This is a genomic window from Pseudomonas sp. HP_14, from assembly GCF_055283875.1.
On sequence record NZ_JBTOQI010000005.1, the window covers coordinates 175,943 to 197,389 of the forward strand.

The window sequence follows — 21,447 nt, forward strand, 5'->3', positions numbered from 1 at the left end:
GGCTCCCACAGAAAGCACCGGATGGCTGGAAGCCGCTTGCAGCACGCCGTTATCAAACCATCTCAGGCAACGAGTTCAGGACTTTATCCAGGGTGATGGGATATTCCCGCACCCGTGCGCCTGTCGCGTTGTAGATCGCGTTGGCGATCGCCGCGCTGACCCCGCACAGTCCGAGTTCGCCCACGCCTTTGGCTTTCATCGGGGAAGACACCGGATCGGTTTCGTCGAGGAAAATCACTTCCTGCTCGGGAATGTCGGCGTGTACCGGCACTTCATAGCCCGCCAGGTCGTGGTTGACGAAGAAGCCCAGACGCTTGTCCACCGCCAGCTCCTCCATGAGCGCTGCACCAACGCCCATGGTCATCGCCCCGATGACCTGGCTGCGTGCCGATGTCGGGTTGAGGATACGACCTGCCGCGCAGACCGCCAGCATGCGTCTGACGCGGGTTTCACCGGTGGCCATGTTCACCGCGACTTCGACGAAGTGTGCACCGAAGGTCGATTGCTGGTACTTCTTGGCCAGCTCGGCAAACTCGATGGAGTCCTCTGCGACCAGCTCGTCATTACGAGCGGCCTGACCCAGCGGCACGCTGCGCCCTGCGAATTGCACCTGGCCGTCGCTGAACACTGCATCGTCAGCGTTGTAGCCCAGACGTCTGGTCACCGCTTCGCGAAGCTTCACGCACGCCGCATAAACCCCTGCGGTCGAACAGTTGGCGCCGAACTGGCCACCGGATCCGGCAGACACCGGGAAGTCCGAATCGCCCAGTTTGACCACGACGTCATCCAGGGTCACGCCCATCATCTCCGCCGCCGTCTGAGCAATGATGGTATAGCTGCCCGTACCGATATCGGTCATGTCGGTTTCCACCGTGACCTTGCCATTACTGCTCAAACGAACCCTGGCTCCGGATTTGAGCAGCAGGTTGTTGCGATAAGCGCAGCCCACCCCCATACCGATCAGCCAGTTGCCCTCGCGTTGCATGCCCGGGCGTGGATGGCGCTTGTTCCAGCCGAAACGTTCGGCACCGGTCTGCAGACACTGGACTAGGCTGCGTTGCGAAAACGGTCGTTGCGGGTTGCCGGGGTCGACCTGTGTGTCGTTGATGATCCGAAACTGGATGGGGTCCAGGCCGAGCTTCTCTGCCATCTCGTCCATGGCGATTTCCAGGGCCATCAACCCTGGCGTTTCACCCGGTGCGCGCATGGCGTTGCCTTCAGGCAAATCCAGCGTGGCCAGGCGCATGGCGGTCATTCGGTTGTCACCGGCATACAGAAACTGGGTCGGCTGCACGGCGTTCTCCACGCCACCGCCAGCGAGATCACCGGACCAGCCTTCATGGGCAATGGCGGTGATTTTGCCGTCCTGGCTGGCACCGATGCGGATGCGCTGGACAGTGGCCGGTCGATGCGTGGTGTTATTGATGATCTGCGGGCGTGCCAAAGCCACTTTTACCGGGCGGCCGCACTGCTTCGATCCGAGTGCTGCAAGAATGGCGTCAGACCTGATAAACAGTTTGCCGCCGAAACCTCCGCCTATATAGGGCGACACCAGACGCACATTTTCTTTAGCCAGCCCGAGGGTGGTGGCAACGTCGCCGACACTCCAGGCGATCATCTGATTGGACGTCCAGAGGATCAGCTTTTCACCTTCCCAGGTCGCCATGGAACTGTGCGGCTCCATGGCCGCGTGAGACTGGTCCGGCGTGGTGTAAGTCGCATCGAACTGCACGGGCGCTGAACTGAAGGCCCCGGCAAAGTCACCGCGAGCGGTATCCGGCGCTTCGCCCTCCGGTTTGACGGCGGCATTCAGGTCATGACCCAGATCGTACCGACCGTTGCTGCGCAGATACTCGACCTGCACCAGTTGCGCAGCGGCACGCGCTTCTTCGAAAGACTCAGCCACCACCAGCGCGATTGCCTGATGGTAGTGCTGGATTTCAGGTCCGCCGAGCAGTTTTGCGGTGTTGTATTTGCCTTTGCCCAGCTTGCCTGCACTGGCTGCCGTGACAATCCCCAGTACGCCGGGTGCTGCGTTTGCAGCCTCCAGATTCATGGAGCCGATGCGGCCCTTGGCAATGGATGAGGTCACGACGTAGCCGTAAGCCTGGTTCGGTACCGTGTCGTGATGCTCATAGGCGTAAGGTGCCTGCCCGGTGGTTTTCAGCTTGCCGTCAATACGCGGAGTGGCCTTGCCGACGACTTTAAGCTGGTCGATGGGGTTGGTGGTGGCCGGGGTATCGAATCTCATGAGGCGGCCCTCGCTTGCGCCATGACCGAAGCCAGCGTGCGCTCGGCGAGCGTCACTTTGAATTCGTTCTCATGGGTTGGCGTCGCGCCATGCAGCAGCTTTACGGTGACCGCTTTTGCACCCTCAGGCATCAGCGCGTCGGCTTCTTCAACCCTCCATGGCTTGTGCGCGACGCCGCCCAATGCGATCCGGCCTTTGCCATTGCTTTGAATCACGGCAGCCACCGAGATCAGCGCAAACGCATAAGAGGCCCGGTCGCGGACTTTCTGGTACAGGTGCGTGCCGCCAAGGGGCGCAGGCAGCGTGACAGCAGTAATCAGCTCGTTGGCCGCAAGAGACGTTTCGATGTTGGGGGTCGTGCCTGGCAGGCGATGGAAGTCGGCAATCGGGATGACCCGGGTGGTGCCATCCGGGCGAACGGTTTCCACTTGAGCATCCAGGACGCGCATCGCAATCGCCATGTCGCTTGGGTGCGTGGCAATACAGGCGCTGCTGACACCGATAATCCCCAGCTGCCGTGTGACGCCGCCGATGGCTGCGCAGCCACTGCCCGGATGGCGCTTGTTGCAGGCCTGATTAGTGTCGTAGAAGTAGGGGCAGCGGGTGCGCTGCAGTAAATTCCCGGCAGTGGTCGCAGCGTTGCGCAGTTGCCCGGAAGCACCGGCCAGCAGCGCGCGCGATAACACGCCGTAATCCTTGCGTACTCGTGGGTCTGCGGCCAGGTCGGTGTTGCGCACCAGGGCTCCGATGCGCAGGCCACCTTCAGGCGTTGCTTCAATACGGTCCAGCGCAAGATCATTCACGTCGATCAGGTGCAGCGGGGTTTCGATTTCCAGCTTCATCAGATCCAGCAGGTTAGTGCCACCCGCAATGAATTTGGAGCCTTCGGTCTGTGCGGAGTGTGCTGCCGCTTCAGCCGGGGATTGGGCGCGTACATAGGTGAAGGGTCTCATGCAGTCACCTCCGCGACTTCGCTGATGGCAGCGATGATGTTGGAGTAGGCACCACAGCGGCAGATATTGCCGCTCATGCGTTCCTGGAATTCACTGGCAATCAGTTGCGGTCGATCTGTCAGGCTCTGACTGACATGGCTCGGAATGCCCTGACGGATTTCGTCGAGCACTGCGACGGCCGAGCAGATCTGCCCCGGCGTGCAATAGCCGCACTGGAAACCGTCATGTTTGATAAACGCGGCTTGCATTGCATGCAGTTTGTCCGGGGTCCCCAGACCTTCGACCGTAGTGACTTTCGAACCTTGCTGCATCACTGCCAGGGTCAGGCATGAGTTAACCCGTTTGCCATTGACGATCACGGTGCAGGCGCCGCATTGACCGTGGTCGCAGCCTTTCTTGGTGCCCGTCAGGTGCAAGTGCTCGCGCAAGGTGTCGAGCAAGGTCGTGCGGGTGTCCAGCTCCAGTTGCCGAGGTACGCCGTTCACCTCAAGGGCAACCGCTGCCCGCACCGGGCGCGCCATCTGGTTTGCCGCCGAGGCGAGTGCGGAAATGAACGGGGGGAGCGCTACGGTACTGGCGGTCACTGCGCCCACGATCAGGAATTTGCGTCTGGTTATTTTCATCAGGTCACGGTCGTCCATTGTTTTGTTCCCGTTTTGATGGGGAAGGGCTGCGAATTCAGCGTTAGCCATGGCAGCGGCACCTGTTTCGGTGCCTTCAGTAAAAGTGGCTTGCGTCGGGCGTCTCTGCGTCCGTGGTTGCAGCCCGATCGGGGCTGGCCGCTTTCAGCGGGATCAAGATTACGACTCGCGACTGTTGCCGAAAGTTTGAGTCAATCGCTCACTTGCTGTTATGAATTGCTTTCATGAATCCAGGCCGGATCAGAGTCTGGAGGTGACGGTAGTGCCATGGCGCCCCCGGGACTATGCACGCAGAGCGCAATACACACCTGAGCCCGGCTCATCAATGTACGTCGGGCCTTTAAAAACGGGTGCTTCGTGCTGTTACCAAGGGGCGTGCTTCGATACATTTTGAAAACAAACAGCGTGGAGTATTAAGCGCCGAGTGGTTTAATCGTCCCATTATATGAAGAGGGCTCATGAATGGCGCGGGACGGTTACAACGATTTACTGGCGTTCATCGCCGTGGCGCGGGAAAGAAGCTTTACGCGGGCCGCCGCTCAGCTTGGGGTTTCGCAATCGGCGTTGAGCCATACTATTCGCTCATTGGAAACCCGTCTGGGCGTGAGGTTATTGACGCGTACCACTCGTAGTGTGTCGCCGACCGAGGCTGGCGAGAGGCTGTTCGAAAGCCTTGCGCCGCGTTTCGAAGAGATCGACGCGGATCTGGATGAGGTCATTGGCCTGAGTGACAAACCGCGAGGCACCATTCGCATCACGGCAACCGATCACACCGCGAATACGGTGCTCTGGCCAAGGCTGAAAAAAATCCTCCCGGAGTACCCCGATCTTAAAATCGAAATCGTGACTGACTATGGCCTGACCGACATTGTCGCTCAGCGTTATGACATCGGCGTGCGCTTGGGCGATCAGGTTGCCAAGGACATGATTGCCGTGCGCATCGCGCCGGACATGCGCATGGCCATCGTCGGCGCGCCGTCCTACCTTGAGCAACGCGCGGCACCGCTGAAACCCGAGGACCTGCATCAACATAACTGCATCAACCTGCGGCTGCCGACCCATGGCGGTTGTTATGCCTGGGAGTTGGCCAACGGCAAAAACGAGCTGCAGATTCGAGTGGACGGGCAGCTTACATTCAACGGGGTTTACCAGATTCTTCAGGCCGCACTTGATGGCGGCGGGCTGGCCTACATTCCGCAGGAACTGGCACAGCCGCATGTCGATGCAGGTCGGCTGAACTGGGTACTGGAGGAGTGGTTCCCGACTTTTCCGGGCCTTCACCTGTTCTACGCCAGCCGCCGTCAATCATCACGCGCACTGGCGCTCGTGGTGGATGCACTACGGTTGAATACATGAGCCTGGTTCATAAGTGCATCTTGATTTCTGGTCTTACTCAATAATTCGCAGGTCCTTAGGATGGGTTGAACGTTTATTCTGCCATTTCGAGAGGACCTTATGGACCACCGTTATCTGGGCCGCAGCGCTCTGAAAGTATCGCCCTTGTGCCTGGGCGCCATGATGTTTGGCGGCGAAACGGATGAGCCCACCTCACGGCGAATCATTGATAAGGCCTTCGAGCAGGGCGTGAATTTCCTCGATACCGCCGACGCCTATCATGCCGGTCGATCCGAAGAGGTCGTCGGTCGAGCCATCGCGGCGCAACGCGATAACTGGGTGCTTGCCACCAAGTTCGGTTACCCGACTCCCGATCATCAGGGGCCGAACCATCAGGGGCAGTCGCGCAAGTGGATCATGCAGGCGGTTGAGGCGAGTCTGAAGCGACTGGGCACGGACTACATCGACATTCTGTACTTCCACCGGGCTCTGACGGATGCGCCGATGGAAGAGGGGATTCGTGCAGTCGGCGATCTGATTCGGCAGGGCAAGATCCGTTACTACGGGGTCTCCAACTTTCATGGGTGGCGCATTGCGGAAGTGGTGCGCATCGCCGATCAATTGGGCATTGAACGTCCGGTGGCGAGTGAGCCGCTGTACAACATCGTTGATCGTAGCGCTGAGGTTGAGCAACTACCGGCGGCTGAGCAATACGGTCTGGGTGTCGTGTCTTACAGCCCGCTGGCCCGCGGTGTGTTGAGTGGCAAGTACGGGGTGGATGCAGCAGTGCCCGCGGACTCCCGTGCCGCACGTGGCGACAAGCGTCTTCAGCAGACCGAATGGCGCCCTGAGTCACTGAAAATCGCCCGGACGATTGCCGAGCATGCGGCTGAGCGCGGCACGACGTCCATTGCATTCGCGCTTGCCTGGGTGTTGACGAACAGGCTGGTCAGCGCTGCGATTGCCGGGCCACGCACCGAGGCCCAGTGGGACAGTTATCTGGATGCGCTGAGCCTCGAATTGGGGCCTGAAGATGAGAAGCTGGTGGATAGTCTGGTAGTGCCGGGGCATACGTCGACTCACGGGTATACCGATCCGGGGTATCCGGTGCAGGGGCGTAAGACTAGAGCCGACCTGATTGTTTGAACTCGCCGGGCTTCTGTAGGAGCTGCCGAAGGCTGCGAAGCGGTGTGTCAGAAGACGAATTCGTTGGCAGTGATAACGTCTCGCGAACAAGTTCACTCCTACCGGTCCGGGGTGTTACCGCAGTATTCGCTTTGCTTTTGATCTAAGGCGATAGCGAATTCCGGCCGGCGTGGTTTAACGCCGAACACTTATCACCACCCATACAACCGCCCCCAAACCTGCACCTGACCCTCGGCATCAACCGCCTGATACTCTGGGAACTGCGCGCCTGTCGCGCACGCATGGTTGGGCAGGATGCGCAGGCGGCTGCCGATCGGATAGCGTTCGGTAATGTCGGCTACCGAGGTGCTGATTACCCCGTGCTCCTGATTGGCACCTTCGAATACGGCCCCCTCAATCCATTCACCGGCTTCGGCGCAAACCTGTCCATAACCAAAGTCACGTTTCTGCTTCAGGGTTCCGCGATCCCGGCTCATCGCCATCCAGCCTGCATCGGTAATGATCCAGCCTTTTTCCACCTGATGGCCGATCACAGTAGTGAGGACGCTCAGGGCCAGTTCATCAGCCTGACAAACGCCGACGTTGAGCATCACCAGATCAAAAAATACATAAACCCCCGCACGTACTTCCGTCACACCTTCAAGGCTGGCGGCTGACAGTGCTGTGGGCGTCGAGCCGACGCTCACTTCAGCGCAGGGCAATCCTTCAGCCCGTATTGTTTCTGCTCCCCGCACACAGGCCAGACGCTCCTGTTCAGCCATCGCCTGCAATGCTTGTGGGTCATCGAGTTCGTAGCTTGACCCGGCATGGGTCATGACGCCGCGTAATTGCATGCCGCCCTCGTGCAGGGTTTGCGCGACCTGCAACAGGGTCGGGTCGTCGACTTTCAAGCCGGAGCGATGACCGTCGCTGTCGATTTCGATCCAGACCTCGAAGCAATGGCCATGCGCTTTGCCAAAGCTGACGATTGCATGCGCGCCGACCAGGCTGTCGGTCACGATACTCAGGCGACAACCTTTGGTCCGCAGGTCCAGCGCCTGCTGCAGTTTCCCCGGCGCCATTGCCACCCCGTAAAGAATGTCGTCGATGCCATGGGCGAAACAATGAGCAGCTTCTTTCAAGGTCGAAACGGTGATGCCATGAGCGCCAGCCGAACGCTGGGCGTCGATGACCGCCAGGCATTTGCTGGTTTTGACATGGGGGCGCAGTCGAACGTCTAGCGTGTCCATGCGCTGCTGCATACGCAGGATGTTGCGATGCATGCGCGGTAAGTCGATAACGGCGGCGGGAGTGTCCAGGGTTTGAAAGGTCGGCATGGTCTTGGCTCTTGGTGGCGGTGCATGCTGGTAATCTACTTCGTTGGCGTAAGTCTGTGGTTAAATGCCCCTGCATTAATCATTAAGTTGAATTGAATGATTGCCATCGAAGATTTGCGTCTGGCGGTGACCCTTGCCCGTTCTGAATCCCTCAGTGCCGCGGCCCGAAGCCTGAATGTCTCTCCACCTGCGTTGTCCATGCGCTTGCGCAAGCTGGAAGGGCTACTGGGTATCAGCCTCGCAAACCGTACTGCACGGCAGTTGAGCCTGACAGCCGAAGGTGAGCGCTTTGCACGGCAAAGCGCACTGCTACTGGAGCAGCTGGAAGCGCTGCCTGAAGACTTCAAACAGTCCGATGATCAACTGCGCGGCACGCTGAGGCTGGCAGCACCGTTTGGTTATGGTCGGTTGCGTATCGCGCCGTTGTTAGCCCGTTTCGCCAAATTACATCCGCAGCTGAAGGTCCACCTGGACTTGCGCGAAACGCCTTGGCCGGATCGTTATGACTGCGACGCGGTAATTCATATCGGTGGCTTCAGTGACAGTTCGTGGGTAGCACGTACTCTCGCGGCCAACCAGCGCTGGCTGTGCGCGAGCCCGGCCTACCTCGAGCAGCATGGAACGCCCGAATCACCCGAAGATTTATTACGGCATCGCTGTATCTGTATTCGCGAAAACGAAGAAGACGTCACCCTGTGGCAACTGCGCAAACAGTCAGTGCGGCGCACGCTGCGTATCGAGCCAGCGATGCTCAGCAATGACGGCAGCGTCGCAAGGCGTTGGGCGGAGCAGGACCTGGGGCTGGTGTTGCGCTCTCAATGGGATGTCAACGACGCGTTGGCGAGCGGGGCGCTGGTGCGGGTCTTGCCAGAGTGGGAATTCGACAGCGCGCCCATCAGCCTGCTGGTCCGCTCCCGGAAAAACCGTACAGCGCGTTTGCAGGTGTTGGTGGCGTTTCTTGAAGAGTCGTTGGGGGGCTAACCTGGAGTGGCTTTGCGGGAGCCGGGCTTGCCCGCGATAAGGTCGGATGCGGTTCACTTTAGATCGCGTCCAGCCTTATCGCGGGCAAGCCCGGCTCCCACATGAAACTGCATTTCAATCAGAAGGTTTTGGGATTTAAACCGCAGCCTTTTCCTCAATCACCACCCGTTCAAACCGACCCGCCAGCAAGCCGTAGGACAGAATGCCCAGCACGCCATGCGCTGCGACAAACCACAGGGCAATATTGAACGAGCCCGTCACCGCAACGATGTAGCCAATTACCAACGGGGTGATGATCCCGGCGATGTTGCCGATGCCGTTGAACACGCCGCCGCTGAGGCCGACCATGTTTTTCGGTGCGGTATCGGACAGCACTGCCCAGCCGACTGCCGCCAGACCTTTACCGAAGAACGCGATGGCCATGACGGTGATCACCATCCAGTTGGCGTCGAGGAAGTTGGCCGAGACCAGGATCGTCGACATGGCCATGCCGATGATAAACGGGGTCTTGCGTGCGATTGACGGGTGTACGCCGCGACGAATCAGCAAGTCCGAGAGCATGCCGCCCAGAACACCACCGGAGAAGCCGCAGATAGCGGGAAGCGCTGCCACCCAGCCGGCTTCCATGATGGTCATGCCGCGTCCCTTGATCAGGTAGATCGGGAACCAGGTGATGAAGAAGTAGGTGAGGGCAGTAATGCAGTACTGACCCAGATAGATCGACCACAAGGTACGGCTGGTGAACAGCTGCTTGATTTCGCTGAGTTTGGCCTTGGGTTTCTTCGTCGTGCGGGTTAACTCCAGGTCCACCAGTGCGCCGCCCTCGCGCATATATTCCAGCTCCCGAGGGCTGAGGTTCTTGTCGCTGTGCGGTTCGCGATAAAAAGCAAACCACACCACGCTCAGCAGCAGACCCAGGCCACCCATCCACAGGAATACGTGTTCCCAACCCCAGGCATGGGTCAGCCAGGCCATCAACGGAGTGAACAGCACGACCGCCATGTATTGAGCCGAGTTGAACAATGCCGATGCCGTGCCGCGTTCACTGGTGGGGAACCAGCAGGAAACAATGCGGTTATTGGCCGGGAAGGCGGGCGATTCAACCAGACCGAGCATGAAGCGCATGGCGAACAGGCTGATGGCTGCTGAAGCTCCCATCAGGCCAAACCAGCCGACGGTGCCCTGCAACATGGTAAACACCGACCACAACACCAGGCTGCATCCATAGACGCGACGAGCACCGAAGCGGTCGAGCAACCAGCCGCCTGGAACCTGGCCCAAGGCATAAGCCCACGCAAATGCGGAAAAGATCACGCCGAGCATCATCGGATCCAGTCCCAGGTCCTTGACTACCCCGGTGCCCGCGATCGACATGGTGGCGCGATCGGCGTAGTTGATCACGGTAACAACGAAAATCAGGGCAAGAATCAGAAAGCGGTGGCGACCAACCCGGGCTTGCGCCTCGACCTGATCCAGGGGGATGGATTTCGAAAGCATGGGGCGTCTCCTGTAGGGACGTTTTATTTTTGTTAAAAGATATGACGGAATCTTTCCCCGATAGTAGGAGTGTTGGTGGATATACGTCTAACATAGATGCTGGATAGGTTGATGCGGATTTTGAATCGTGGAATTACATCAGTTGCGGTGCTTTGTGGCCGCCGCAGAGGAGCTGCACTTCGGGCGGGCCGCTACCCGGCTGCATATGACGCAACCACCGCTGAGCCGTCAGATTCAGCTACTTGAGCGTTCGCTGGGCATCGTGTTGCTTGAACGCAACAACCGCGGTGTCAAGCTGACGGCCGCAGGACGAGGGTTTCTGCGTGATGCGCGGCACATCCTCGCATTCTCCGAGCAGGCGGGAAATTCCGCCCGGCGTTTGGCCTCTGGTGAGGTGGGCAGGCTGACACTGGGTTTCACCGGCGTCAGTGCCTACAGCCTGGTGCCGCAGTTGTTGGCCAAGGCTGCAATTGAGATGCCCGAAGTCGAGTTTGTCCTTAAAGAGATGGTCTCTGATGCCCAGTTGGACGCGTTGTCAGCGAACCTGATCGACATCGGCCTGGTGCGCCAGGTCAGAGAGCGAGAGGTTTTCGCCGCGCAACTGGTGTATCGGGAACCTTTACTGGTGGTCTTGCCTGCCGACCATCCGATGACAGCGCAGGCGTCCATTGCTGTGGCGGACCTGCATCTTCAGCCGTTTGTGATGTATGCCCCGGATGAAGGGCGTTACTTTTACGACTGCATCGTCGGGTTGTTTGCCATGAGCGGTGTTACTCCGCATTACACCTACCACCTGGGCCAGACCCACACCATTGTCAGCATGGTTCAGGCAGGACTGGGGTTGTCGATTGTTCCGGCTTCCGCGCAGCAGTTGCACAGTGGCGCAGTAGCCTTTCGGCCTTTGCGCGACGCGAATCTGAATGCTGATCTGCACATGATCTCCCGCAACGATAACGAAAATCCGGTGCTGCCCGCGTTCAGAGACTTGCTCAGCAAGGAGTTTGAAAATAATCGTCCCTGAAAAAACCGCCAGTCGATCCGGTCACGATGGCAAAGTCAGGCCAAGCCTCGTTATGCTTCAGCCATGACTACCTCTCTGCCAATACGTCAACCCTGCCCACCGGGTGCCTGCAATTGCGGGCGTGAGCGGTTGCAGGAGCAGGACGTGCGGATTCTGGCGTTGACCCGGCAGGAGGAGAAGCGTTTGCTGGAGCGCCTGGAGAATCTGCAAAGCCTGGCGGATCTGCAAAAAATGCAGCGCCTGCTTTATGAGCAGTTAGGTATTCGCGTGGAGGTGGTACCGGGGTTTAACGAAGTACGGACCATGCGCGGTATCGTCATTGATATCGATGAGCTGCCAGGTTTGTGCCGCAAGACCCGGCAATCGATCCCGGCGGCGATTCGCCGGGGCCTGGAAAAAAATCCCGAAATTGCTTATCGGTTGCTGGATGCTCACGATCTGTTCCGTGATGCCTGACTTTCCGAAGATGACGAGATTGCCGTTCTGCATCACGTTGTCGCGCAGGAAACGTAGGGCCAGTAGGAGTGAGCTTGCTCGCGATAGCGGTACACCGGTTGAGAAATTATCGTCTGATTCGACGTTATCGCGAGCAGGCTCACTCCTACAGTAAGAGCATTTCCAAATCAGATAGGCGATTTTGATAACAACTGGCGAGTCCTGCGAGGCAACGCAGTGTCAGGAATACAAGGCTCACTCCTGCAGGAGTGAGCCTTGCTCGCGGCCTTGTTATCAGTCTGCTACCGACGAAGGATTGGTTTGCAGCAGTACTTTGGCATGGACGGCCATCAGATCGTCTTCAAGCGTTGACAGGCCTGTTGTCATCCGTGAGTTGCGGTCGTTGCGCAGCGCGTCTTCGATCATACCCAGCAGATTACGAGACTTGGAAACCTCTCTCGGCGTAGTGGTCGTATCGACCAGTTTGCCTTCTTCATACTTCAATCGGGTCGTGGACTGGCTGACGTTCTGAGTAGAGCTGGCCTCAACCAGTTTGCCTTTGTCGTAGCCGATGCGGGTCGTGCTGCTGGCCTTGTCTTCAATCTGGTAGAAATAATAATTCTGCGACTTCGAGTCTCGGTTCAGCGTCAGGGCCGTGCCTGGATAAAGACTCTTGTGGTACGAGGCGCTGAGGCTGGACGTCTGGCTCTGCTCCACAGACCTGTCCGCGCTTGAGGTGCCTTTGGTCTGCGTCGTTTGCGAAGCCTGGTAGGAGAACTTGTCGACCTCGGCGGGGCGCATCGGATTGGGGTACAGGCTGGTCTGCGTCAAAGAGGCGCTGAAATCGGCAAGCCCGGTCAGCATTGAACGATCAATGCTGTTCAGGTTGGAACTGGGGGTAGCGCTGAGACTCTTGGTCGTGCTCTGCAGTGACGAGAACGCATCTTTGAACAGCGCCATCAGGTCCTCGTCACCTTCACCACGGCTTTGCGCTGCATCAAATTGTTCCAGGTAGCTTTGCACTGCCTTTGCTTGCTGTTGCGCGTTGCCAAGGATGGCACTGTTGTTTTTGACGCTCAGTTGAACATTGCCGGTTGGCCCGCTCATGTCGACCGATTTGGCTTGCTCATCAGCCTTGAAGCTGAGTGTCTGGTATTGATCCTCGCCGACTTTCAGGCGTGCGCTGAGGTCGATCGAGGAAAACATATCTGGGTCAAGTTGAGCGAGGTCGCCCAGGTTCAGGCGTGGCTTACCTGCGGTCATGCCATCAATCGCGCCCTGAAATGACCCGGCCAGAGAGGTCAGTGCTTCAAGTTCAGCGTCATTGAGTTCACCTCCGGTGACGTCTGCGCTGACTGCGACACCATCATCCTGACTGCTCAAGTTCAGTGTAATGGTCGCGCCACTGGTAGTTTTCAGGGTCAGCGTGATGGTGTTATCTGCGTTGCCGTGTAGTTGCGCCTGAGCGGATTTAACCGCGCTGGCATCTTTCACATCGCCTGCGGCTGATTTGACCAGCGACTGCGAGATCGAACTTGCGCCGCCTTTTGCCAATTGCTCCAGCAAGGCCGCGCCCAATCCCTGAAAACGTCCGGCAGTCGCGGAAGTCGACATGTTGCCCGTCATCGCTACAGTCACGGCGTCGCGCACATCCTGTTCCAGGGTGTACACCGGCGCAGTGTTGGACAGGCCTCCGCGGATGGAGTAAACGGCCGCGTCGGCAACCTTGGAATCGACACCGAGCATGACCACGGACGCCGGAGAGTTGGCGAGTGTCGGAGCAGTATTTTCGGTGGTCACCGGTACTGTCGTCGTAGTCAGGCTGGGCGTGAGCGGCGTGTTGGCAGTAACTAACGAGATAGAGGTCATAGCGCTTCCATGCTGGCGTAGTTGGTTTTGTATCTACTTTGTAGCGGCCGTTGACATGGAAACTTTAGAAAGTACCCCACGGGAAAGTCTCCAGCGGGGAAGAGGTATTCAGCCCTGACGCTTATCAGGCAGGAGGCAACTTGTTGGCGAGGGTTAGACGCGGTAAATGCGGCCTGACGCCTCGCGAACAAGTTCGCTCCTACCGGTTAGCGCTGTGTGGCGGTGCAGTAGTTGCTGCAGACGAAGATTCTGTGTCTGTTCAAGCCGCTACTCATTAGGCTCATCGGTATTGATGTACTTGGGCACTTTGGCCAGTGGCAAACGGCGAGCCTGTTCAATGCTGATACCTGGGCGATTCGGCAAGGGTTCGAGTTTCTGCGTCTGGCCGGTTTCAAGGCTGCGTTCGATCGCCGCCAGCACTCGTACGTCGCGCCAGCCTTCATCGCCGTCGGGCTCTGGTTCGCGGTCCTGGAGGATGCAATCGGAGAAGTATTGGGTTTCACCGCCAAACTGATCAACGACCGGATGCTCATGCTCTTTTGTCTCGTCGCCAATAATGGCGCGGTAACTGATCGCAACGCCTTCACCAAAACCAAAACACGGTGAAGCTTCGAACTCGCCCTTGGTACCGATCAACTGGTAACGCTCAGTAGCGGGCAGGCTGTAACTGACGGTGAATTGCGCCAGTCGTTCTTCAGGAAAACGCAGCGTGACGCTGACGGTATCCGGCGTGTTGATCTCTCGCCCCGGTGTCTGGACCGCTACAGCATGCACTTCCAGGGGTTCTGCATCGAACAGGTTCCGCACAGCATTGATCGGGTAGGGCCCCATGTCTGCCGCTGGACCGGCCCAGTAGCCGCTTTGCATGCGGTGATTTTTCGGGTCTGTGGTCTGCGCAAAGGTGGCTGTAAACAACCTCGGATCGCCGATTTCACCGGCGCGAACCCGGTTGATCATCTCCACTGTGCCCGGCTCGAAATGCAGCCGGTAAGCAATCATCAGCTTGGAACCCGAGCGCTTGGCGGCTTCGGTGATTGCGATGCAATCCTCTTCGCTGGTTGCCATGGGCTTCTCGAGCAGCACATGGATCCCGGCTTCCAGTGCCGGTACGGCGAACTCTCGATGACGAAAGTTAGGCGTGGCCAGGTAAATAGCGTCGATTTCGCCCGATTTGAGCAAGGTGTCGAATTCGTCGTAGTGATAGCTTTTCAGGTCGTAAAGCTCAGCCAGCTTGTCGGCTTTGATCGGGTCGCCAGTGACCAGTGCAGTCATCACCGAGTTATCAGTCTGATCGACGCCGGGCATGAACGCCCCTTGAGAAATCCAGCCTCCGGCAACCACTGCGTAACGGATTTTGCCCTGTGCATCTGGCATGAGATAAGCCTCCAGAATCGCCCGGCGGTATGCCCGGCACTTATAGAAAGGGCACGCACGGGCGCAGTAAGTTCAAACCGATTGCCTGTTGGATCAGGTCGCGGAGGCCGGCGACGGCAAATTGATGTCAAGCTTTGTAATACTTTTCGTGAGTAGGAAAGTGACTTTTTCGTTGTAGGATCACAGCCCGTAATAAATCTCAGGATCGTATGAACACCGTACAGGAACCTCCCGGTTGCTTTGCCTTTAACTTGAGCTTCGATTCCGCTTCCTCCTCAGGATCAGCTCGTCTGAATACCCCCTTCGATAATCCGTCTAGTGTGTCCTTTGCGGCCGACGTGTTTTTACGTCCGGCAGGCTCACCAACGTCCGTCAAATCCCGTCTGCGAGAGATTCAATAGTTCTATGGAATGGATAGCTGATCCCACGGCCTGGCTTGGCCTGCTCACTCTGATCGTTCTGGAACTGGTGTTGGGCATCGATAACCTGGTGTTCATCGCGATTCTCGCTGACAAGTTGCCTCCCGAGCAGCGTGACAAGGCGCGGGTCATCGGCCTGTCGCTGGCGTTGATCATGCGCCTTGGCTTGCTGGCCAGTATTTCCTGGATGGTGACCCTGACTGCGCCGCTGTTCGAGCTGTTCGACCACAGCTTCTCGGGGCGAGACCTGATCATGCTGTTTGGTGGTGTGTTCCTGCTGTTCAAGGCCACCATGGAATTGCACGAGCGACTCGAAGGTCATGTTGCCGAACGTACCAGCAACAGCACGTATGCCCGATTCTGGCCCATCGTTGCGCAAATCGTGGTGCTGGACGCCGTGTTCTCCCTGGACGCGGTGATTACCGCCGTGGGCATGGTCGAGCACTTGGCCGTGATGATGATTGCCGTGATTTTCTCCATCGGCCTGATGATCATCGCCAGCAAACCGTTGACCAAATTCGTCAACTCTCACCCCACCGTGATCATGCTGTGTCTGGGCTTCCTGATGATGATCGGCTTCAGCCTGACCGCCGAAGGCCTGGGCTTCCATATCCCTAAAGGCTATCTGTATGCGGCGATTGGCTTCTCGATCCTGATCGAGCTGTTCAATCAGGTCGCTCGCAAGCGTCGCAAGAAGTCGTTGCACGGTGCGCGGCCTATGCGTGAACGCACGGCTCATGCGGTACTGCGCCTGTTGGGTGGTCGCAAGCTGGATGCTGATGAGGTGGGCGAGGAAATCGCTGACCTGCTTGAAGGTGAACAGACTGAGGCGGTGTTCCACCGTCGTGAGCGGGTGATGATCAGTGGCGTACTGCAACTGGCCGAGCGGCCGATTCGTTCGGCCATGACGCCAAGGGCCGAGGTGGATCTGATCGACGTGTCGGACGACCCGGAAACGGTGCGTACCAAGCTGATGCATTCGTCCTATTCGCGCCTGCCACTGATTCGCGAAGGCCGCGTGGATGAGCCCTTGGGCTTCGTGCACAAGAAGGAGTTGCTCAAGGAGTTGCTGTCCGGCAATGAGCCGAACCTGGAGTTCATGGCGCGTAAAGCGATTAACTTGCTGGAAAGCTTCACGATCCTTAACGCTCTGGAGCAGATGCGCAAAGAGTCAACGCACATCGCCTTCGTGATCAACGAATTCGGTGACTTTATCGGCCTGTTGACCATGACCGACATTCTGGAATCCATCGCTGGTGAGTTGCCGGACGCCAGTGAAATAGAAGGTCCGGACGTTGTGGCCGATGAAGGCGGTTTTATCGTCTCCGGAGGCCTTAACCTGAGTCAGGTGCGCGAGCGGGTCGGTTTTCAGGCCCATGCAACCGAGGACTATCAGACCCTCGCCGGTCTGGTAATGAGCCTGCTGGATCGCTTGCCCAGGATTGGCGACAAACTCGACTGGGAAGGCTGGGACATGACCGTTGTGGGTGTCGAAGAGCGACGTGTTACCCGGGTTCTGTTGCGCAAGCCGCAGTGACTATCAAGCGGTAAATGTCCCGCTATTGCTGGGCAAGCGCGAGCTAGACACCTCGCGCTCCAGCATCAGCGGGGCTGATAATCAGTATTTGCAAGGGTGGTTTTTCATAAGGCGGTTGTGAATTTAGATTGGCCCCATCACTTCGAAACAACTATTGGAGCCACATCATGAAACGCACTATCGCTTTGAGCTTTGCCCTTTCGATTCTGACCGCAACCAGCGCTTTCGCCAGCACATCGCCCATTCAGGCAGTGGCTGCGACCACTCAGGTTGCTGACCGCTCCACTACTGCATCCCCGGGAGTCCGTGTTGCCGGTGCCGGTAACAAGACCTTCGACCGCGTTGAAGTGAACCTGGACAAGAAGGTAGTGGTTGCAGAAAACCGCAAAGAATTCGGCTCGCAGTATCAGCGTTATTGATTGCGAGGTCCGAACAGAAACCGCCCGGCTAGCCGGGCTTTTTTGTGCCTGGCAGAAGGGCTTGTAACGGCCCGAAATTTGAGGTGTTGGTACCTGTGGGAGCGGGCAAGCACCGCTCCCACAGGTTACGTATTTATATCAGCGCCGACGCCTCAGCGATTCCGCAAACTGCGCTCCATCCGCGCCAGGCCTTCTTCCAGCAGCGACCTTGGGCAGCCGAAGTTCAGCCTGACAAACTGCTGGCAATCGTCACCAAATTCCACTCCGGCACTCAGGCCTACTTTGGCGTGTTCGAGGAAGAATTTCTGTGGATCGTCCAGGCCCAGCGCCGAACAGTCCAGCCAGGCAAGGTAGGTGCTTTGCGGCAGGTGCATGACGACGCCGGGCAGGCAGGATTTCACCGCTTGCGCGAGATAGTCACGGTTGGCTTGCAAGTAGGCATTGACCTGGCTTAACCAGTCCGCGCACTCGCTGTACGCCGCACGGGTGGCTTCCAGGCCCAGCACGTTGACACTGTCGACCAGCCCCAGACGACCAGCGTTGAAGCGTTTACGCAGAGACTCGTCCTGAATCACCGCAAAAGCAGTCTTCAGCCCGGCAATGTTGTAGGCCTTGCTGGCCGACATAAGGGTGATGGTGCGCTGGGCGATCTGTGGGCTGAGGGATGCAATAGGGACATGCCGACGGCCATCGAAAAGGATATCAGCGTGTATATCGTCAGAAATGATCAGAACGTCGTGCTGTACGCACGCTTCACCGATCAGGTGCAACTCTTCGCCGCTGAATACTTTGCCGAGCGGGTTGTGCGGATTGCTCAGCAATAAGGCACCGGCGTTTACCAGTTTGTTATTCAGCGCGGCAATATCCGTGTGGTACTCGCCATGGGCGTCGGCTTTGAACGGTAATTCGATGCGCGGCTGCTGCCAGTGATTCGGTGCGTGAGACAGCGGTGAGTAATTCGGCGTTTGCAGGACGACGCCCGAGTCGGCCGGAACCAGTGCGTTGAGCGCCATGTTGAAGCCGGGTTCGACACCGGGTAGAAACACCAGCTCTTGAGGCTGAACGCGCCAGCTGTAACGCTCCCAGAGGTAGTCAACCACTGTCTGGCGCAGGTTGTCCTGGGCCACGCCGTAGCCGAGCAGCGGATGCGCGAGTCGTTTCTGCAACGCCTGAATGATCGGCCCGGCCACCGGGAAGTCCATGTCCGCTACCCACATCGGCAGCACGTCGGCGGGATACAGGCTCCACTTTTTGCTGTCGGTGCCGTGGCGTTCGAATACGGTGTCCAGGTTGATCGTCATTTCAGTCTCTGTCGGCGGGAAGCAAGGGCGACAGGTTAGCTGCGCCCATCGCATCGGTCCACCGCCAGTGTCGAGAGCACCCGGACAGCTGAGGTCAGGTCAGCGCTGGTTCTTGTAGGCCTTGCCGTAGTGCCGCTCCAGGCGTGCCTGAATCAACTCCAGCCCAATGGAGAGCAGCCAGTAGATCAGCGCTGCAGTGGTCAGCATTTCGATATAGCGGTAGGACGACCGGCCATAAGACTGGGCAAGGAACATCACTTCCCAGACCCCCATTACCGAGATCAGGGAGGAATCCTTGAGCATCGAAATGAACTGGCTGGTGGTCGGTGGAATGATCGTGCGCATCGCTTGCGGCAGTGTGATTTGCCAGAACACCACGGTCGGACGCATGCCCAGCGCCGCAGCGGCTTCGCGTTGCCCGGGAGAAACACCGATGATGCCTGCGCGAAAAATTTCGCTCAGGTACGCGCCGTAGTTCAGCGACAGGGCAATGATGCCCGCACTGATTGCACCCGGTACCACGCCCAGTTGCGGCAGACCGAGGTAGATCAACAGAATCTGAATCAGCAGCGGCGTGCCACGGAAGAACGACGCGTAAAAACTGGCGATACCAAACGCGACTGCACTGTTGGACAAGCGCGCCAGCGCCGTGGCAAAGCCCAGTATCAGCGACAGCCATATCGAGCAGAAGCACAGAAAAAGGGTCAGCGCCGCGCCTTGAAGGAAGCCGTTTGGCGCCAGATGCAGCCCGACCAGATATTCCCATTTCGCGGCAATGATCGAGAACTTCAGGTCGAAGCTCATGAAAAACGCGATGCACAGGCCCAGCATCACCATCCAGGTCAGATACAAGCGCGTTTTAAAGCCGAACATTCGCAGCAGGCGCGAAGATCCGGCGTTCAGGTCAGGCGGGGCAGGTTGATGCTGGCTCATTGGGTAATGTCGGAGCCGATCCATTTCTGGGAGATCTTGCCCAGCGTGCCATCGGCCTTGAGCTCGGCGATGACTTTGGTCAGCTTCGCATCCCATTCAGCATCGCCTTTTTCGGTCGCGATGACGTTAGGTTCGGCGTAAAGCGTGTCGCCTGCGATCTTGAAGCGTGGGTCCTGATTGATGCGCTCACGCGCAGTGATCAGGTTGGTGACCATGGCGTCGAGACGCACACCTGCGCCCAGTGCCAGGTCCTGGAAAGCCACGGTTTCGTTGTCGTACGGCGCAGCCTGAACAGCGTCGAACGGGTAACTGATAGGCTTGTCTTCTGCGCCTTCAATCACTAGATCCTTGTTCAGGTAAGCCTCGTAGGTCGAAGCGCTGATAACGCCGACTTTTTTACCGGAAAGGTCTTTGGCGGACTTGATCGCTTCACTCTTGGCGTTGACCACAACGACCGCTGGTGACTGATAGTACTCAACCGGGAAGTTGAACACCTGAGCACGGGCCTGGCTGGGTGTCATCGAGCAGATGCACACGTCATAACGGCTACCCCAATGGCCTGCGGCGATAACATCCCAGGATGGCGTAGCCAATTGCAGTTTCACGCCCAGCTTGTCGGCGACGGCTTTTGCCACATCGACGTCAAAGCCATCCAGCTGGTTTTGCTCATTGAGGAAAGAAAACGGTGGGTAGTTCTCCATCATCACACCGACCATTTCACCTTTTTTATTGATTTTATCCAGCGTCGCACCCGCCATCGCGGTGGAGCAGACGGACAGCAGGGCAAGACTCAAAGGCAAAACAGCACGTAAATTCATCACATCACCGAATAGATCGAATACAAATAATTGGTATATATTTAAACGCGATATTAAAAATGTCCTTAATTATTAATTGATCTATATGCCTGTTCTTTGGTTATAAGCACGGTTTTAGCGTTGATATACCGTCCCTGTTTTCCATTCATTTACCCGTTACGTGCATGCTCGTGACGGGCGTCCAGTATTCAGGAGTTCCCATGTCTGCGATCCACAAAACAATTCCCCTGCGCTTGCTCGACGGCGGCATGGGGCGGGAGCTCATGCGTATCGGCGCGCCATTTCGTCAGCCTGAATGGTCGGCATTGGCGCTGATTGAAGCACCTGAATTTGTCCTGAAGGCGCATCAGGCCTTCATCAATGCCGGGGCGCGGATTATCACCACCAACAGCTACGCGCTGGTGCCGTTCCACCTGGGTGAAGAACGCTTTACAGCCGCTGCTCCGGCGCTCTCCGAATTGGCGGGCGAGCTTGCGCGCAAGGCTGCAGTAGAGGCTTCGCAGCCAGTTCAGGTCGCTGGTTCGTTGCCGCCAGCTCTGGGGTCTTATCGCCCGGATCTGTTCGATCACGATCAGTCCGTCGCGATTCATCGCATCTTGATTGAGGGGCTCAAGGCCAGTGTCGACGTGTGGCTGGCTGAAACCCAGAGCTCGATCGCGGAAGTACGCGCGGTACGTGAAGCGCTGGGCCAGGACGAGAAGCCGTTGTGGCTGTCGTTTACCCTTGAAGATGGTCAAGACCATGGCCCTCGTTTGCGCTCCGGCGAAACGGTTGCTGAAGCGGCGGCGGTCGCCATTGAGCTGGGTGCCCGTGCGGTGCTGTTCAACTGCAGTCAGCCGGAAGTCATGGCCGCCGCGCTGGCGGCTGCGCGTGAAGTGATTGAGGCAGCCTCAGCGCAGATCGAGTTGGGCGTGTATGCCAACGCGTTTCCGGTGATGGAAGTGGAAGAAGAGGGTGCGAACGACACCCTGCACGACATCCGCGAAGACCTGGGGCCTGACGCCTATGCCCAGTGGGCGAATACCTGGGTAGAGCAGGGCGCTTCGGTGATCGGCGGCTGCTGCGGGATCGGGCCAGAGCATATCGCCGCGTTGCGCAGCCATTTCAAGCTGGCGTAGACCTCGGCAATCAAGTCTTGATCTGTAGGAGCGCACGAGCACCGCGAGGCCGCGATAGCGTTCTGCCTGACACACCGCTATCG

18 protein-coding genes are annotated in these 21,447 nt (G+C 58.1%); 8 read left to right on the plus strand and 10 right to left on the minus strand.

Translation table 11 applies throughout. The features are described from left to right. Positions 1-52 precede the first annotated feature (52 nt). From paoC to paoA, 3 genes are read right to left on the minus strand one after another with little or no spacing between them, the layout of a single operon-like run. A complete protein-coding gene (paoC, locus tag ACYASS_RS05900) occupies positions 53-2,251 on the minus strand; it encodes an aldehyde oxidoreductase molybdenum-binding subunit PaoC (protein ID WP_463585432.1) in 2,199 nt (732 codons plus the stop codon). After that, complete coding sequence (locus tag ACYASS_RS05905; RefSeq protein WP_463585433.1) at positions 2,248-3,204, minus strand: FAD binding domain-containing protein; 957 nt, start codon at positions 3,202-3,204, stop codon at positions 2,248-2,250. The genes paoC and ACYASS_RS05905 overlap by 4 nt, the downstream gene beginning before the upstream one ends. Beyond that, complete coding sequence (gene paoA, locus ACYASS_RS05910; protein WP_463585434.1) at positions 3,201-3,845, minus strand: aldehyde dehydrogenase iron-sulfur subunit PaoA; 645 nt, start codon at positions 3,843-3,845, stop codon at positions 3,201-3,203. Before paoA ends, ACYASS_RS05905 begins: the two co-directional genes overlap by 4 nt. Before the next feature lie 462 nt (positions 3,846-4,307). Between paoA and ACYASS_RS05915 the strand changes: the two genes are divergently transcribed. Together ACYASS_RS05915 and ACYASS_RS05920 are read left to right on the plus strand one after the other, a co-directional pair. Beyond that, on the plus strand, positions 4,308-5,201 hold the full coding sequence (locus ACYASS_RS05915; protein WP_463585435.1) for a LysR family transcriptional regulator: 894 nt from the start codon (positions 4,308-4,310) through the stop codon (positions 5,199-5,201). Positions 5,202-5,300: 99 nt separating this feature from the next. Further along, entirely contained in the window at positions 5,301-6,326 is a 1,026-nt protein-coding gene (locus ACYASS_RS05920; RefSeq protein WP_463585436.1) for an aldo/keto reductase, read from the plus strand. A gap of 191 nt (positions 6,327-6,517) precedes the next feature. Here the strand turns inward: ACYASS_RS05920 and ACYASS_RS05925 are convergent, their stop codons facing one another. Continuing rightward, entirely contained in the window at positions 6,518-7,642 is a 1,125-nt protein-coding gene (locus tag ACYASS_RS05925; protein WP_463585437.1) for a DSD1 family PLP-dependent enzyme, read from the minus strand. Positions 7,643-7,738: 96 nt separating this feature from the next. Here ACYASS_RS05925 and ACYASS_RS05930 point away from each other — a divergent pair, with 96 nt between their 5' ends. After that, positions 7,739-8,623 (plus strand): LysR family transcriptional regulator, encoded by an 885-nt coding sequence (locus ACYASS_RS05930; RefSeq protein WP_463585438.1) that lies wholly within the window; start codon positions 7,739-7,741, stop codon positions 8,621-8,623. A 135-nt stretch (positions 8,624-8,758) separates the two neighbouring features. On the opposite strand, the gene ACYASS_RS05935 is transcribed toward ACYASS_RS05930, so the two are convergent. Beyond that, positions 8,759-10,120 carry an MFS transporter gene (locus ACYASS_RS05935; protein WP_463585439.1) on the minus strand — a complete coding sequence of 454 codons (1,362 nt, stop codon included), beginning with the start codon at positions 10,118-10,120 and terminating at the stop codon, positions 8,759-8,761. Positions 10,121-10,247: 127 nt separating this feature from the next. Here ACYASS_RS05935 and ACYASS_RS05940 point away from each other — a divergent pair, with 127 nt between their 5' ends. Together ACYASS_RS05940 and ACYASS_RS05945 are read left to right on the plus strand one after the other, a co-directional pair. Continuing rightward, a complete protein-coding gene (locus tag ACYASS_RS05940; RefSeq protein ID WP_463585440.1) occupies positions 10,248-11,141 on the plus strand; it encodes a LysR family transcriptional regulator in 894 nt (297 codons plus the stop codon). A 63-nt stretch (positions 11,142-11,204) separates the two neighbouring features. After that, positions 11,205-11,597 (plus strand): hypothetical protein, encoded by a 393-nt coding sequence (locus ACYASS_RS05945; protein WP_463585441.1) that lies wholly within the window; start codon positions 11,205-11,207, stop codon positions 11,595-11,597. Between the two features lie 273 nt (positions 11,598-11,870). Here the strand turns inward: ACYASS_RS05945 and ACYASS_RS05950 are convergent, their stop codons facing one another. Both ACYASS_RS05950 and ACYASS_RS05955 read right to left on the minus strand, forming a co-directional pair. After that, positions 11,871-13,445, minus strand: coding sequence for a lactate dehydrogenase (locus ACYASS_RS05950; RefSeq protein WP_463585442.1), 1,575 nt, complete (start codon positions 13,443-13,445; stop codon positions 11,871-11,873). A 267-nt stretch (positions 13,446-13,712) separates the two neighbouring features. Then, on the minus strand, positions 13,713-14,819 hold the full coding sequence (locus tag ACYASS_RS05955) for a Gfo/Idh/MocA family protein (RefSeq protein ID WP_463585443.1): 1,107 nt from the start codon (positions 14,817-14,819) through the stop codon (positions 13,713-13,715). A gap of 405 nt (positions 14,820-15,224) precedes the next feature. Between ACYASS_RS05955 and ACYASS_RS05960 the strand changes: the two genes are divergently transcribed. Further along, a complete protein-coding gene (locus tag ACYASS_RS05960; protein WP_463585444.1) occupies positions 15,225-16,775 on the plus strand; it encodes a TerC family protein in 1,551 nt (516 codons plus the stop codon). 167 nt (positions 16,776-16,942) lie between these two features. Further along, a complete protein-coding gene (locus ACYASS_RS05965; RefSeq protein WP_463585445.1) occupies positions 16,943-17,194 on the plus strand; it encodes a hypothetical protein in 252 nt (83 codons plus the stop codon). Between the two features lie 152 nt (positions 17,195-17,346). On the opposite strand, the gene ACYASS_RS05970 is transcribed toward ACYASS_RS05965, so the two are convergent. The 3 genes from ACYASS_RS05970 to ACYASS_RS05980 all read right to left on the minus strand — a co-directional run bounded on the left by ACYASS_RS05970 (position 17,347) and on the right by ACYASS_RS05980 (position 20,246). Beyond that, the gene (locus ACYASS_RS05970) at positions 17,347-18,495 is read right to left on the minus strand and encodes a MalY/PatB family protein (RefSeq protein WP_463585446.1); all 1,149 of its coding nucleotides are present in this window, start codon (positions 18,493-18,495) and stop codon (positions 17,347-17,349) included. 99 nt (positions 18,496-18,594) lie between these two features. Then, a complete protein-coding gene (locus tag ACYASS_RS05975) occupies positions 18,595-19,428 on the minus strand; it encodes an amino acid ABC transporter permease (protein ID WP_122664293.1) in 834 nt (277 codons plus the stop codon). Continuing rightward, positions 19,425-20,246: a transporter substrate-binding domain-containing protein gene (locus tag ACYASS_RS05980; protein ID WP_463585447.1), complete on the minus strand. Its 822-nt coding sequence runs from the start codon at positions 20,244-20,246 to the stop codon at positions 19,425-19,427. The genes ACYASS_RS05975 and ACYASS_RS05980 overlap by 4 nt, the downstream gene beginning before the upstream one ends. Before the next feature lie 200 nt (positions 20,247-20,446). Between ACYASS_RS05980 and ACYASS_RS05985 the strand changes: the two genes are divergently transcribed. Continuing rightward, positions 20,447-21,364, plus strand: coding sequence for a homocysteine S-methyltransferase family protein (locus ACYASS_RS05985; RefSeq protein WP_463585448.1), 918 nt, complete (start codon positions 20,447-20,449; stop codon positions 21,362-21,364). The last annotated feature ends 83 nt before the right edge of the window (positions 21,365-21,447 follow it).

Bases quoted from the DNA above. Each gene is read 5' to 3' on its own strand.
- paoC (WP_463585432.1), bottom strand. From the start codon at position 2,251: ATGAGATTCGATACCCCGGCCACCACCAACCCCATCGACCAGCTTAAA.
- ACYASS_RS05970 (WP_463585446.1), bottom strand. From the start codon at position 18,495: ATGACGATCAACCTGGACACCGTATTCGAACGCCACGGCACCGACAGC.
- paoA (WP_463585434.1), bottom strand. From the start codon at position 3,845: ATGGACGACCGTGACCTGATGAAAATAACCAGACGCAAATTCCTGATC.
- ACYASS_RS05925 (WP_463585437.1), bottom strand. From the start codon at position 7,642: ATGCCGACCTTTCAAACCCTGGACACTCCCGCCGCCGTTATCGACTTA.
- ACYASS_RS05965 (WP_463585445.1), top strand. From the start codon at position 16,943: ATGAAACGCACTATCGCTTTGAGCTTTGCCCTTTCGATTCTGACCGCA.
- ACYASS_RS05950 (WP_463585442.1), bottom strand. From the start codon at position 13,445: ATGACCTCTATCTCGTTAGTTACTGCCAACACGCCGCTCACGCCCAGC.
- ACYASS_RS05955 (WP_463585443.1), bottom strand. From the start codon at position 14,819: ATGCCAGATGCACAGGGCAAAATCCGTTACGCAGTGGTTGCCGGAGGC.
- ACYASS_RS05945 (WP_463585441.1), top strand. From the start codon at position 11,205: ATGACTACCTCTCTGCCAATACGTCAACCCTGCCCACCGGGTGCCTGC.
- ACYASS_RS05985 (WP_463585448.1), top strand. From the start codon at position 20,447: ATGTCTGCGATCCACAAAACAATTCCCCTGCGCTTGCTCGACGGCGGC.
- ACYASS_RS05920 (WP_463585436.1), top strand. From the start codon at position 5,301: ATGGACCACCGTTATCTGGGCCGCAGCGCTCTGAAAGTATCGCCCTTG.
- ACYASS_RS05930 (WP_463585438.1), top strand. From the start codon at position 7,739: ATGATTGCCATCGAAGATTTGCGTCTGGCGGTGACCCTTGCCCGTTCT.
- ACYASS_RS05960 (WP_463585444.1), top strand. From the start codon at position 15,225: ATGGAATGGATAGCTGATCCCACGGCCTGGCTTGGCCTGCTCACTCTG.
- ACYASS_RS05905 (WP_463585433.1), bottom strand. From the start codon at position 3,204: ATGAGACCCTTCACCTATGTACGCGCCCAATCCCCGGCTGAAGCGGCA.
- ACYASS_RS05935 (WP_463585439.1), bottom strand. From the start codon at position 10,120: ATGCTTTCGAAATCCATCCCCCTGGATCAGGTCGAGGCGCAAGCCCGG.
- ACYASS_RS05915 (WP_463585435.1), top strand. From the start codon at position 4,308: ATGGCGCGGGACGGTTACAACGATTTACTGGCGTTCATCGCCGTGGCG.
- ACYASS_RS05980 (WP_463585447.1), bottom strand. From the start codon at position 20,246: ATGAATTTACGTGCTGTTTTGCCTTTGAGTCTTGCCCTGCTGTCCGTC.
- ACYASS_RS05975 (WP_122664293.1), bottom strand. From the start codon at position 19,428: ATGAGCCAGCATCAACCTGCCCCGCCTGACCTGAACGCCGGATCTTCG.